Genomic DNA, 13,758 nt, shown 5'->3' with positions numbered 1-13,758 from the left:
CCCGCCGATTCGTGCGACCCGCTCGGATGGTGCGCGGACCGAAGGCGCCCGCCGTGACCGAGTTGCGCCTGCAGCCGCCGACCGAACTGCCCAAACCGGTGCCGCCGTCCCGGCTCAAGATGATCATGCCGGTCATCATGGTCTCGGCCATGGGCGGCATGATGGTGATGATGTTCCGCGGCGGCGGGCAGATGAACCCGATGATGATGATGTTCCCGATCATGATGCTGGTCTCGATGGGCGGCATGATGGGCGGTGCGCTCGGTGGCAATGCGAGCGGGGGCGCCGCGAGTCTCAACGAGGAGCGCAAGGACTATCTGCGCAGCATCACCGATAACCGCAAGACCGTGCACGCGGCCGAGGCCGAGTTGCATACCTTCCTGCGCTACACCCATCCGGGTCCGGCCGAGATCGCCGGATTGATCGGCGGCAAGCGCATGTGGGAGGTGCAGGTCGCCAGTCCGCAATTCCTGCGGGTCCGGGTGGGACGCGGCCGGATCGCCAACCAGGTCCGGGTCATCGTGCCCGAGGCCGCGCCCACCTCGGATCTGGATCCGGTCGGCGTCGTCGAGGTCACCCGATTCGCGAAGGCATACTCCACCGTCGGCGGCATGCCGGTCGCGATCAATCTGCTCTCCGCGCCGCAGGTCGGCATCGATGGGGATACCGACGCGGTGGCCGCCCTGGTGCGGGCGATGGTCGCCGAGATCGCCGTGCTGCACGGTCCGGACCAGATCGCGGTCGCGGCGGTGCTGTCGGATCCCGATGCGCCGCAATGGTCTTGGCTGAAATGGTTGCCGCATACCCAGCACGCCAGCGATACCGACGCGATCGGTTCGAGCCGGATGGTGTACCGCAATGTCGCCGAGTTGCGGGCGAAGGCGCTGGCCGGGCTCAACCGCGGTCCGTTCTCCGCGAATTCCGAACCTACGCTGGATCGCAAGCACTATCTGCTGATCGTCGATGTCGGTGGCTCGGCCACCGACCGTGATATTTCGGGTGTCGACGGTTGTACCTGGCTGCGGCTGGGCCGGGCCGACCAAACCCTGCCCAGAGCGCTGAGGTTCGTGGTGGACGCCGATCGGGCGCTGCACGAGGTGAGCCCGCGCGGGTTGCGGCGGGTCGGGGTCGCCGACGCGATGTCGGTCGCCGCGGCAACGGCATTGGCCCGCAACATCTCTCCGTACCGGCTCTCGACGGTCGTCGAGGCGGTGGTGGCCGATCAGGCCAGCGGCGGTACCACGTGGGAAGAAATGGTCGGCATCACCGACCCGGGCGCGATCCGGGCCGAGCGGCAGTGGCCGCGGCGGCGCGACGCCGACCGGGCCCGGCTGAACATTCCGTTCGGTTACGACCCGGTCGGCGGCCTGGTGTATCTCGATATCAAGGAATCGGCCGAGGAGGGCATGGGCCCGCACGGTATGTGCATCGGCGCCACTGGCTCCGGAAAGTCGGAATTCCTTCGGACCCTGGTGCTTTCGGCGGTGGCAACGCATCCGCCGGACGTCCTCAACCTGCTGCTGGTCGACTTCAAGGGTGGCGCGACCTTCCTCGGATTCGACCGCCTGCACCATGTGACCGCGGTGGTCACCAACATGGAAGAGGAAGCCGATCTCGTCACCCGTATGGAAGACGTGATCAACGGCGAAATGGGTCGGCGGCAACGTATTCTGCGTGATGCGGGCAACTTCGCGAGCGTCGCCGACTACGAGCGGGCCCGCGAGCAGGGCGCGCAACTGGCCCCGATGCCGACCCTGCTGATCATCCTCGATGAATTCGCCGAACTGCTCGAGCAGCACCCGAACTTCTCGAAACTGTTCGTCGCCATCGGCCGATTGGGTCGTTCGCTGCGCATCCACCTGTTGCTGGCCTCGCAGAAGGTGCCCGCCAACCGGATGGGTGAGCTGGAAGCGCACCTGTCCTACCGAATCGCGTTGCGCACCAACCAGACCGCGGACTCCCGCGACGCCATCGGCACGGCGGACGCCTATCACCTGCCGAAGAAGCCGGGCTCGGGCTATCTGCGGGTCGGTTCGGGCGATTTGCAGCGCTTCCAGGCCGCTTATGTCGGTTCGCCGTACACGCCGCCCGCACAGGCCTCGACAGCGGGCGCGCAGCGGGCCCGGCGGCTCGGCGGGAGTTATCGGCCACCTCAGCAATTCACCACGGCGCATATCGTGGAGGCGCGGTCCGCGCCCGTCGAACCCGAACCCGTTGTGCAGCAGCCGGAAACGCCGGATGGCGAGCCGGTGACGGTGATGGAGACGGCGCTGCAGCAGTTGGCCGGATACGGCACGCCGGCCCACAAGATGTGGCTGCCGCCGCTGACCGTGCCGCCCACCCTGGACAAACTGCTGTCCGCCGTGACCCCCGGTGCACTGCAGCTGCCGCTGGCGATCGTGGACAAGCCGCGCCAGCAGCGTCAGGATGTGTGGTCGGTCGATCTGTCCGCCGCGGGCGGCCATGTGGCGGTCGTCGGTGGTCCGCAGTCCGGTAAGTCGACCGCGCTGCAGACGCTGATCATGGCCGCCGCGTTGACACATACCCCGGAGCAGGTGCAGTTCTACTGCCTCGACTTCTCCGGCGGTCTGTCCGGCGTGCGCAATGTGCCGCACGTCGGTTCGGTCGCCTCGTCCCGCGACGGTGATCGGATCCGGCGGACCTTCGCGCTCGTCACCAACCTCATCGCGAGTCGGCAGGCGCTGTTCAGCGAACTGGCCATCGACTCCATGCGCGAGTTCCGGCGGCGGCGCACCTCGCCGCGGGAGGCCGCGGAACTGACCGCCCGCGGGGACAATCACGGCGATGTGTTCATTGTCGTCGACGGCTGGGATATCGGATTCGCTGTCACCGGACCGTATTTCGACGAGTACCTGCCGGTGATGGAATCGATCGCGCTGCAGGGTCTGAACTACGGGATCCATTTGGTGATCAGCAGCTCGCGGTGGGCGGCGGTCCGTCCGGCCATCAAGGATCTGATCCAGACCCGACTGGAGATGCGCCTCGGCGACCTGACCGACACGGTGTTCATGAATCATCGCAATGTGGTCACGGCGATCCCGCCGGACCGCCCCGGCCGCTGCATCTCCAACGACGCGCTGCACATGCTGACCGCACTGCCGCGCATCGATGGGACCGCCGAGGCCGATTCGGCCGGTGCGGGCATGACGGCCGCGATCGACCAGCTGCGTCGGACCTACCAGGGCCGCCGCGCGCCCGAGGTGAAGCTGCTGCCCGCGCAGATCACCTTGGACGAGATTCTCGCGGGCCGACCGGAACTGAGGACCCCGGCCCAGCGGCTGGTGGTGCCGTTCGGTGTCCGTGAATCCGACTTGCAGCCTGCCGCAGTCGATTTCGGCGTTTCGACGCATTTCGTTGTGCTGGGATCATCCGGTTCGGGTAAGTCGACGGTGCTGGGCGCGCTGCTCGAGTCGATCCGCAGGCAGTTCACCAGGGATCAGGCCCGGGTGCTGCTCATCGACTACCGGCGCCAGCATATGGACGCCATCTCGGAAGAGCAGTCGATCGGCTTCCTGACCAGTGAGCGTGACCTGCTCGACGGGCTGCCGCCGTTCGCGGAGAAGATGCGCAGCCGCCGGCCACCGGATGGTGTCACCTCACAGCAGCTCAAGGAGCGCTCGTGGTGGACCGGTCCGGAGATCTTCGTGGTGATCGATGACTACCACATGGTCGCTCAGCGCGGTCTGCGCAATCCGCTGGAACCGTTGAAGGACATCATCATCGACGGCCGCGACACCGGATTGCATGTCATCGTGGCACGCAATATCGCCCAGGCCGATACCGCGATGTACGACAACGTGCTCGGCCAGATCAAGAACCTCAACTCCTCTGGGTTCATCATGGACGGCTCGAAACTGGACGGCATGCTCATCGGCGATGTGAAGCCGATGAAGCAGCCGGTGGGGCGCGGCATCTTCGTCGAGCCGCTGCACTCGCGCAAGGATCTCGTGCAGTCGGCGTGGACACCACCGGAGGATTGATCGGGATCGGTAGTGGGTACACATACTTTCGGGTTTCGATCGACTGTCATTCCCATGGTTGGGAATGACTTAGCGTTCTCCTTGACAGAGTGTTCCTGCTGCACCACTTGCCAAGAGATGGTGCCAGTCGTTTAGGAGACTTCCATGAACCTCGATCTTGTTCCGGAGCATCTCCCGGTCATCGCGGCACGACTCGGCATCAGTGCGGCCGACCTGATGCAGATGCTCAGTTCGGCCGTACCTGCCGCCCTCCCGCTTCAGCCCGGCTTGGATGACGTCAGCGCGATGATTCCCCAGGCCTTCGCAAAGCATGCGCAGTTGTTCTTCCCGAGCACAACCGACGGGGTCGCGGGGGGAGCCGCGGGCGCGGCCGCGTTGCCCGACGTCAGCGTTGCCTACGTCGTTTCTGATATCGACGGCGGCCTCGAGGTTCACACCACCGGAGTGAAATTCGGTAAGTAGTCGAGGACGGTCCGAGCGAAGGCTGATGATATGCCAGCACCATTGCCTATGTTCCTCGCGCAGACGCCGGAGGAGATCATCGGCCGGTTACTCGGCGGTCCCGGCATCATGCCGTTGATGTTGACGTCGGCGGCTTATCTGGCAATGGCCGCGCAATTGAACGCTGCCGCGGCCAACACCGACAGCTCGATGACCGAGATGGGCGGAACGTATAAGGGCCTATCGTCCGACCAGGCGCAGGCCGCGTTCCGCAATCATGCGGCATGGTTGAACGAGCAGGCCCTTGTGGCCACGCAGACCGCTGCATTGGCGGAACAAGCGCTGAATATTTACACCTCGGCGCAGTCGGCCATGGGGGTTGTGGCAATCCACCTCGCCGCATTTCGGGCCCGGGAGGCCGCTTCGGCGTTCGCCATAGGCACTCCGGCCGCGCCGGCGCTCCTGTTGCAGGAGTTGGAGTATTTAGAGATAAAGGTCGAGGCCACCGCCGTGATGGTCGGCTACGCCGCCGCTCTCGCGCCCACGCTGGCCGCGCTTCCGCCGCCCATCGAGGCCCCGCCGATCGTGACCGGCGGCGGCGGGGATTTCTCACCGACGTCCAGCTACACCGCACCCGAGTCGTACAACGAAACCACTGTGCGAACGCCGGATAGCACGACCACCAATGTCACCGATACCGGCACCGACAATGTCAACGACCCGACGGACACCACCAGGCCCACCACCGACCCGACCGACACACCGACCGATCCGACTCAGACCCCGGGCGACACCGCTCAGCCACCAGCGGATGCGGATCAAGCGCTGTCGCCGCTGGATAACGCCGCGGGTAATTCGACGATGGACGGTACCGGCGAGTCGCCCATGGATCAGCAGGGTTTCTACGGAACTTCAGCGGATTCATCCACATTGGCAGGTCTGAACGGTGGTGTCGGCAGTCTCGTGGCCCTCGGCATGGTGCGCGGCGGACTCGGCTCGATGCCTGGTGCGTCGACCGGATTCCGGATGCCGTCGAACTGGCTGCGCGGGCCGGGTACGGCCTTCGGCCCCGCGTCGAATCCGGTATCGGCCGGCCCCGGGGCTCGTGGCGGCCCGCCGCGCCGGGCGGTCGCGGCCGATGCTCGGATGCGGCGGCGGCGCCGCGACGAGGAACGCAAGCCTGGCAAGGTTTTCGTGCCGGGTGAGCAGTACGAAGTCCCGGTTCTGGAAAAGCCGCCGGTGATCGGTGTTATCGAATACACCGATCATCCGGAGGACTCGGTTGCCGATCAGGAAGTTCTGGTCGGTGTCATCGAACGAGCCGACGACGATGCGGACTCGAATATCCCTGTTCTTCCGCGGTAAATCGCCGAGGTCGAATTCCAGTTGATGGAGAGGAACAACAAATGGCTCACTTTACTCACGTCGACCCGACGAAACTGAAGACGGGTGCCGCGAATACGTCAGCCTGCCTCGGCGAGCTCGAGAGCAATCTCAACGGCTTGTCGAGCGCCGCGGATGAGCTGTACGTGGCCGTCTCGGGCGCCACGGGTACGGCGATCAACAATGCACTGTCAGAGGCGTTCGCCGCTGGCAAGTCGTTGGGCGCAACCCTGCAGGAAATCATCGACGCGTTGACCGAGACTGGTGTCAAGATCGACGCTCACGACTTGGATTCGGCAGCCGAGGTGGTAGCTGCTTCGGGTGGCGAAAACTTCGTCCCGTCGGGTAGCAATGGATTCCAGTCGGGCGCGGACGTGATGTCCACGCAGGCCATGTCGAAGGTCGACACCACCTCGTACTGACGAGCGCGGGCGTGGCAGTAGAACAATAAACCAGGAGTAAGAAAGGCCATTCCAATGACCAAGCCCATTCACTTCAACTACAGTGCCGCGGATGCGGCCACCGGCAATATCGGCTCGCTCACCGCGGCGATGAAGCACAATAGTGAGAACCTCCACCAGCTCCACGCCCTGCTCATCCAGGAATTCGAGGGTTCGGCTGCCGGTGGGTACACCGAGGTCATGAATACCTTCAAGGACAAGCTGACCCAGTACGACAGCCGGGTCGAGCAGCTGAACAAGAAGCTTCAGGTGAAGACCAACAGCGGTGGCGACATGAACCAGGTCGATATCCTCCAGGGCAACAGGTTCGGCGCGATCAAGGCATAACGGTAGGCAGTGGAGACCGATCCGATCGCGATCGACCTGAATGTCGATGCCGCGCTGCTGTTGCAAGACATGGCTGGCATCGACTCCTATCCGCCGGTATTGGCATTGCTACCCAATGTCTACAAACTCGACGACCTGGAACGGGTGCGCGCTGTCGTCGCGCAGGAGCTCACCGAGGTGGGCATCATCGACGGCGATCGCGTGCACCCGGTAGTCGAGGATTGGCTGCAATGCCTCTACCGCCCGGATATGGAATTGGTTGCGCGGGTATTGGATACCGGGCTGGACGGCGAAACGCAGGGCATGTTGCGGATGTCGCTGGTCCGGCACGGCGAAACGCATGTACTGGCGGTGCGCCATGATGACGAGGTTGTCATCCAGCCGGTATTCCAGCAGGGACGCCAGCTGGACACCATCTGCGCCGCCGTGACCGCCGCGCTGGGCGCTTGTCCGGCACTGAGTTTCGAGCCGATGACCGCATCCCAGGCGGAACTCGGCGAGGTGCCCGCTGATCAGGACGAATGTCGGCGGGCGTTGCTGGAGTTGGGTGCGCAGCCGCATACCGCGGGTGTGCTCAGCCGGGTACTCGATGAGGTGGTGCGGCGCGCGGAGATAGTGGTGATCGAACACCAGGACGGTAACGAGCAGCGGCCGAAGTTCTGTGTGAGTGTGCTCGATACACTTTCAGGACGGGTCATCGTGACGCCGAGTGTGGCGATGGACGGGGAAGTCCGATCGACCTACGCTCCTGGTGACGACGCCGCCCTGTATGCCGCCATCGGAGCGCTGGTCGAACTGTTGCCGGGCCGAAGTTGGTTCGACACCAGTCGAGTTGGTTGACCGCCGTGCTGGAGTTGTTGAGGCGCAGTGGTTACCGATGGCACTGGGTTTTTCGAGAGGACGACAGATATGGGCCGAGCGCCGAGTACGAATGGTCATCCGGCTGAATCCGTCCGGAACAAGGGCGGCTACGACGCCTTTTTCATGCAGGCCGCACCGGAGGAGGGGAGCGGATCGGCGACAGACAACGCGCCGGCCCGCCCGTATCATGGCTACAGTGAACCGGTGATCGGGGCGCCCGACCAGTCGCGGCCGCAGGGCCCGGCGGGCCAGGATGGCCCGGCCGAATCGGAGAACCGCGGCCCCGAGGCTGTCGAAGCGCGTGCAGCTGCCTCGAATACGTCTGCGTCCAACCCATCTGCTTCCAATATGGCTGCGCCGCACGAGAATTCTGCTGGCCCCCTGCCACAGGCGGCGGAATCGTGGGCGGCTCGTGCGGAATTGGAGCCGGCTACGGCGCGGATCACCACCACCGCTCCCGGCAGCACAGTCGGCCCCAGCGCCACGGCTGGACCCGGCACAACCATGGGACCCGGTGTCGCAACGGGCTCCGGCAGCGCCATGGGCTCCAACTCCACCACCGAAACCGCGCAGCACATCGACAACACCGCCACGCCATGGCAACCGACCACCGCGCCGCACCAGGCCGCGGCGGCGAACCACTGGGTGCCCGACCGGATCGATCGCTCGTCGACGGATTCCGCGCCGCGGGTCGAGGTGCTGCCCGCCGCGATGACCTCGATGGACCTGCTGGCCGATATCGCCGCGGCGAATCGGGCCAGGCTGCAGTCCAGCAGCGGTGTGCGTGGCGCGCTGAACAAGGTGGGATTCCGGCTGGGTCTCTCGCCCGCCGAGCAGCGCACCGAGGATCGTCGCGCCCGAATCCGCCGCCAGCTCAACACGACTTACCAGATCGCGGTGATCAGCGTGAAGGGCGGCGTCGGCCGTACCACCACCGCCGCGACCCTCGGCTCGGCCTTCGCGGCGCTGCGCCCGGACCGGGTCGTCGCCGTCGACGGGAATCCGGATTTCGGTGATCTGCCCACCCGCACCGCACCGCACCCGTATGGTCTGACCCTGCGCGATCTGGCGCAGGCATCGAACCTGGAGGCGTTTTCGACGGTGCAGTCCTTCATGTCGATCAACTCGGCCGATCTGGCCGTCATCGCCTCGCCGTGGACCGTCGAGGCCAACGAGGCGCTCTCGGGCCGCGAATACACCACGGCCGTCGAGGTTTTGCGCCGCCATTTCAATTTGCTGCTCGTCGACTGCGGTACCGGCGTGCTGGATTCGATAACGCAGAGCGTGCTGCAGACCAGTGATGCCGTCGTGGTGGTCACCCCGCCCACCGTCGGCGGGGTGAAAGGTGCGGTGGCCACGCTGAATTGGCTGAGTTCGCACGGCATGCAGCATTTGATCGCCAAATCGGTAGTCTCGATCGTGCATCAGCAACCGTCGAAGCCGGTCGTCGATGTCTCGGCGATCGAGAAGTTGTTCGCGTCCGGGCAGCGCCCGACTTGCATCCTGCCCTATGACGTCCATCTGGCCGAAGGCGGCGAGATCGACCTGCGCTTGCTGGAAAAGGAAACCTTGCTCGCCTTCGAAGAACTCGCGGCCGGGATCGCGGACGGCTTCCCGAACTATCTTGGTGGCACCGGTGGCGGCCGGGCCGCCGGAGGGTGGCGATGAGCACTGCCGTTGCTTCGCCGCCCGGCGCCGCGGCGCAGGCGCCCGCCGAGGTGGCGCGGGCCAGGATGGCGGTCCTGGTTTCCAGCTACCAGGTCGATGTGGTGGTGCCGACCAAGTTCACCATCGAGACTTTCATCGATGATCTGCTGGTCGTGCTGGCCAAGGCGATCGATGACGAGACCGTCGACTTCACGCCGCCGACGGGGCAGTGGAGCCTGGCTCGGCCGGGGGAGGCGCCGATGCCGCGCTGGCGCAGCCTCGCCGACCACGATGTCGTCGACGGCACGGTGCTGGTATTGGCCGCGGTCGAATCGGCAGAGGTGTTCACACCGGTCGTCGAGGACATCACCGATGCGCTGGCGCTGATCAATGAGCGCGAGTTCGCCGAATTCGATTCCGACACCGCGGCGATCGTCGGTTTGTCCGCGCTCGGCGCCGGAGCTGTCGCGATCGCGGTGATGCTGTCATGGGCGTGGACCGAGACCGGGTCGGTCTGGTGGTATGCCCTGCCCGCGCTGCTGCTCGGCGTGCTGTCCTGGAGTGGCGCCATGCAGGCGCGGCGCCGTGAGTTCGCGCCACGAATCAGTCTCGGGCTGGCGCTGTCGGCGATTCCGCTGTTGTTCGCCGGCGGTGCGATGTTGGTGCCACCCGCATACGGTGAGCCGGGGCCGTTCGAAGCGGCCAACCTGGCCGCCGGTTCGGTTGTCGCCGCGATCGCGGCGGCGGCAATCATGCGCATGACAAGGCTGGGGATCGCCACCCTGATGGCGGTGACGGTACTGGGCGCTACGGCGGCGGCCGTATCGATTCCCCTTACCTACCTGAATATTTCGGTGGACCAGGCGGCCGGCGGCGCTGCGTTTGTCGGACTGATATTGCTGACCGCCGCGCCGCGACTGGCCGTGGTGATCGCCCGGATCCGTCCGCCGGATCTGCCCGATCCCGGCAACGAGGTCGCACCGGCCACCCTGACCGATATCTTCGACGCCGAATCCGCGCGCGACGATGCCGATCTCGAAAGCAGCGAGGAGACCGAACGCCATCGGGAACGGGCCGGGGTCGGCATCGAGAAGCGGGCGCGGTTGGCGGTGACGAGTCTGCGCGGACTCATCGCGGCGACCTCGGTCCTGCTGTCGCTTGCCGCCGTAGTGTCGGCCGCGTCCAGTCCGGGCGGGATCCGCGAGATCGTGCTGGCCGCGGCCATCGCGGGTCTGCTCGCAATGCGATCGCGCTGGTTCCCGGACCGAGTACAAGCGATCTCGCTCATCACGGCGGCGGCCGCGGTCGTGGTCGGCGTCGGACTCGTGCTGATCGGGACCTACGGCAGCGCGCCCGCCCATTTGCTGGTCGTCCTGGCGGTCACCACGGCCGCGATCGCGGCATGTGTCGCGGCGGTGCAGTTGCCGGGTCGGCGGCTCTCGCCGGTGACCCGTCGGATCATCGACTTGGTGGAGTATGCGCTGATCCTGGTGATTCCGATCATCTCCTGCTGGATCATGGGCATCTACACCGCGATGCGGGCGATCTGATGCGAATCGGCGCAACCGCGGTCGCGGTGGTGCTCGGCGTCGCGCTGATCGCTTGCGGCGCACCGGCATTGGCGGTGGAGCCACCACAGGTGGTGGTCGGCGCGTCGCCGCCGGATGAGGCACCCGGCCCCGAACTGCCGACGAAACAGGACAAGGGCTGCCTGGCGGCCGGTGTGCTGAAGGACAGCGACCTCACGCGGGTACCGCCGCCGGACCTGGCGCTCGATCTTCCTCGGGCGCGCGCACTGAGCCGCGGCGCGGGCGCAACCGTCGCGGTCATCGACACCGGGGTGACACCCAGTTCCCGGCTACCCAATCTGATCGGCGGCGGCGACTATGTCGCGACCGGCGGCGACGGCCTCTCCGACTGCGATGCCCATGGCACTCTCGTTGCCGGCATCATCGGCGCTACCTCCGACCCCAGCGACGGATTCGCCGGTGTGGCCCCCGACGCCAAGATCGTCTCCATCCGCTACCGCTCCGGTGCCTTCAGCCTCGACAAGCCGAGTAACGATGCGCCGCAACAGATCGCCATGGACATCCGCGCACTCGCACGGGCGATCGTGCACGCGGCGAACCTGGGCGCCGGGGTGATCACGGTCGCGTTGCCGGTCTGTGTGAAGGTGGGAACGCCGATCGATCAGTCGATATTGTCGGCGGCGATCGGCTACTCCGTGCACGTTCGAGGTGCACTGATCGTGGCCGGCGCGGGCAGCTCCAGCGCCATGGGGTGCGAGCAGAATCCGGATATCGATCTGACCCGCCCCGAGGATCCGCGGAACTGGCGTGATGTCAAGACCGTCTCGGCGCCGGGCTGGTTCGGCACGGATGTGCTCACCGTTGGTTTCACCACCGCGACCGGTGCGCTGATGTCGGATTCGCTGACCGGTCCGTGGGTTTCGGTCGCCGCGCCCGGCACCGCGATCGAATCGCTCGGTCCCGGCGGTAGTGGACTGATCAACGGCGTTGGCGAACCCGACAAGCTGGTGCCGGTCGGCGGCGCGTCGTTCGCGGCGGCCTACGTCAGCGGCGTGGCTGCTCTGCTGCGGTCCCGGTTCCCGAACGAAACCCCGGCCGAGATCATGGCCAGACTGACGGCCAGCGCCCATGCTCCGGCGCGCGGGATCGATAACACCGTCGGCGCGGGCATGATCGATCCGGTCGCCGCGCTCAGCTATCGCACCGCGCCGCGGCCGCCCGTCGGTCTCTATCGGTCCGCGGTGCTGACCATGCCGGCGCCGCCGCGCGCCAAGGACCGGCGGCCGATGATCACGGCCGCGGCGGTCATCCTCGCCGCCATCCTGCTCGGCCTCGGCGCGAGCTACGCGAATTCCGCGGGCCGGAGGCGGCGGTGAGCCTTCCGAGTATTCGGGTCGGCGGCATCGAACAGGGTCCGTTCGGCGTCGCCGTCGTCGGCGGCAGCCTGGTGGTGACCGGACTATCGGTGCACACCCCGATCTGGGCGAGCGCCGCGGTGGTGACGGTATTGCTGGTAACCGTGGCGGTGCAGGTGAACGGCCGCACCACCAGCCGGTGGCTGATCGACTGGGCCGAGTACCGATTCGGCCGGGCCGACCGAGCCAGGGCGCTCACCGGTCCGGCGGCGGTGGAGGATGTGGAGGTTGCCGCGGGTGTCTGCGGCATTCGTGCCGAAGGCACCTGGCTCACCGCGATGATCCAGCTCGCCCCCAACCTCGACCTGCCGACGGTGATCGCGGAGAAATCCATCTACACCGAGGACACCGTGCCGGTCGACGCGTTGCGCGGACTACTCGATCAGTTCGGCCTGGCTGTCGATATCGACATCGTGACCACCGGACAGCGCGTCCGGTCGACCGGCAACTACAGCATGCTGTACGACCAGCTGATCGGTTCGCATCCGGTGGTCGGTCACCGCCTCACTTGGCTGGTCGTCCGGCTGGATATGGAACGGAACCTGGAACTGCTGCAGCGGCGCGGGCCCTGTGCGGTGGTGGCGCCGAAGGCGTTGGCTACCGCTGCGCATCGCATCGCGGGCCGGTTGCGCGAACGCAGTATCGCCGCGCACGCACTGCCCGCGACCGCGTTGATAGAGGCGACCAGGCTGCTGCACGCCGGTGTCGAACTCAGCGATCTGCGCGAGACCTGGACCTGCATGGAATCGTCGGTGCCTGGACGCTGCGTGACCAGTTTCCTGATCGACTGGAACCGGCTCGACGGTGCGGGCCTGGACGACTGCTGGTCCTGGAACCGCGGCCGCACCACCCTGGTGGTCAGTCTCACCGATGCCGCGGCCGGGCCACGCGCGATCGCGCGTTACATCGGTCCGCCCGTGACGGACGCGCCGCCGGACTATCTGCGTCCGCTGACCGGCCAGCAGGCCACGGCACTGCTGGCCTCACTGCCCACCGGCACCTCGATTCGCGCGGTGCCCACCGATGAATCCGGTGACGATATCGCCCCCGATGAACTCTTCGCGGAACTAACCATCGCGATCGGCCCCAACGGGCAGATTCTCGGGTCCATCAGCGGACAGCCACGACATACCTTGGCGCTGCCGCTGGTCGACCCGGCCCGTTTCAACCCGCGACGACGCACCATCGACGTGCACGCCGACCTACCGGTGGCCCAGCAGATCGTATTGCGCGCCATGGTGGTCGGTGCGGACGTCGAGGTCCATTCGGGACGTCCGCACCGCTGGTGGCAGCTGGTCGCCGCGGTCGGCGACCCGGAATCCCTGCGTCTGGCGCCGGAGGCCGGAGCTGGGGGCGACGGCGGACAAGCGAGTCCGGCGCCGTCGTCGGCGACGATCACGGTCTTCGACAACATGCCGCCACAGGCCTCGACCGCACACACCACCGTCACCATCAGCGAGCCGGGTGGACCGCGGCGGCGGTCGGTCGATCTGGCGATTGATCAGGTCAGCGCGACCGCGGTGGATGTGAGCATTCCGATGCGCACCGTCCGCGTGGATCTGATCGAGCCACGGGGCGAAACTCGGTATTTCGACTCCAACACTCAACAGCCCGCGATCACCGCGGGTGGCAGCGGAGCCGTGATTCCGGCCGCACCGCAGCCCAATGGTCATCGGACGAGCTGAGGGGGACG

General features: G+C 66.4%; 10 protein-coding genes. All 10 read left to right on the top strand.

Translation table 11 applies throughout. The annotated features are described in order from the left end of the window. Positions 1-53 precede the first annotated feature (53 nt). The 10 genes from eccCa (at position 54) to eccE (ending at position 13,750) form a co-directional block, all read left to right on the top strand. Positions 54-4,001, top strand: a complete 3,948-nt coding sequence (eccCa, locus tag OG874_RS22385; protein WP_330257074.1) for a type VII secretion protein EccCa — start codon at positions 54-56, stop codon at positions 3,999-4,001. A 144-nt stretch (positions 4,002-4,145) separates the two neighbouring features. Further along, positions 4,146-4,463: a hypothetical protein gene (locus OG874_RS22380; protein ID WP_330257073.1), complete on the top strand. Its 318-nt coding sequence runs from the start codon at positions 4,146-4,148 to the stop codon at positions 4,461-4,463. A gap of 30 nt (positions 4,464-4,493) precedes the next feature. Beyond that, complete coding sequence (locus tag OG874_RS22375; protein ID WP_330257072.1) at positions 4,494-5,807, top strand: PPE domain-containing protein; 1,314 nt, start codon at positions 4,494-4,496, stop codon at positions 5,805-5,807. 41 nt (positions 5,808-5,848) lie between these two features. Then, positions 5,849-6,247: a WXG100 family type VII secretion target gene (locus OG874_RS22370; RefSeq protein ID WP_330257071.1), complete on the top strand. Its 399-nt coding sequence runs from the start codon at positions 5,849-5,851 to the stop codon at positions 6,245-6,247. A gap of 54 nt (positions 6,248-6,301) precedes the next feature. Next, positions 6,302-6,613 (top strand): hypothetical protein, encoded by a 312-nt coding sequence (locus OG874_RS22365; protein ID WP_330257070.1) that lies wholly within the window; start codon positions 6,302-6,304, stop codon positions 6,611-6,613. 9 nt (positions 6,614-6,622) lie between these two features. Further along, entirely contained in the window at positions 6,623-7,453 is an 831-nt protein-coding gene (locus OG874_RS22360; protein WP_330257069.1) for an ESX secretion-associated protein EspG, read from the top strand. A 369-nt stretch (positions 7,454-7,822) separates the two neighbouring features. Further along, the gene (locus OG874_RS22355; RefSeq protein ID WP_330257068.1) at positions 7,823-9,142 is read left to right on the top strand and encodes a MinD/ParA family ATP-binding protein; all 1,320 of its coding nucleotides are present in this window, start codon (positions 7,823-7,825) and stop codon (positions 9,140-9,142) included. Next, complete coding sequence (eccD, locus tag OG874_RS22350) at positions 9,139-10,671, top strand: type VII secretion integral membrane protein EccD (protein WP_330257067.1); 1,533 nt, start codon at positions 9,139-9,141, stop codon at positions 10,669-10,671. Before OG874_RS22355 ends, eccD begins: the two co-directional genes overlap by 4 nt. Beyond that, the gene (gene mycP / locus OG874_RS22345) at positions 10,671-12,026 is read left to right on the top strand and encodes a type VII secretion-associated serine protease mycosin (RefSeq protein WP_330257066.1); all 1,356 of its coding nucleotides are present in this window, start codon (positions 10,671-10,673) and stop codon (positions 12,024-12,026) included. Before eccD ends, mycP begins: the two co-directional genes overlap by 1 nt. After that, a complete protein-coding gene (eccE, locus tag OG874_RS22340) occupies positions 12,023-13,750 on the top strand; it encodes a type VII secretion protein EccE (RefSeq protein ID WP_330257065.1) in 1,728 nt (575 codons plus the stop codon). The genes mycP and eccE overlap by 4 nt, the downstream gene beginning before the upstream one ends. The last annotated feature ends 8 nt before the right edge of the window (positions 13,751-13,758 follow it).

This window comes from Nocardia sp. NBC_00565 (genome assembly GCF_036345915.1).
In the GTDB taxonomy this organism is placed as follows: domain Bacteria; phylum Actinomycetota; class Actinomycetes; order Mycobacteriales; family Mycobacteriaceae; genus Nocardia.
The sequence above is the reverse complement of the archived record's forward strand: the minus strand, read 5'-3'. Positions and strand labels throughout refer to the sequence as shown.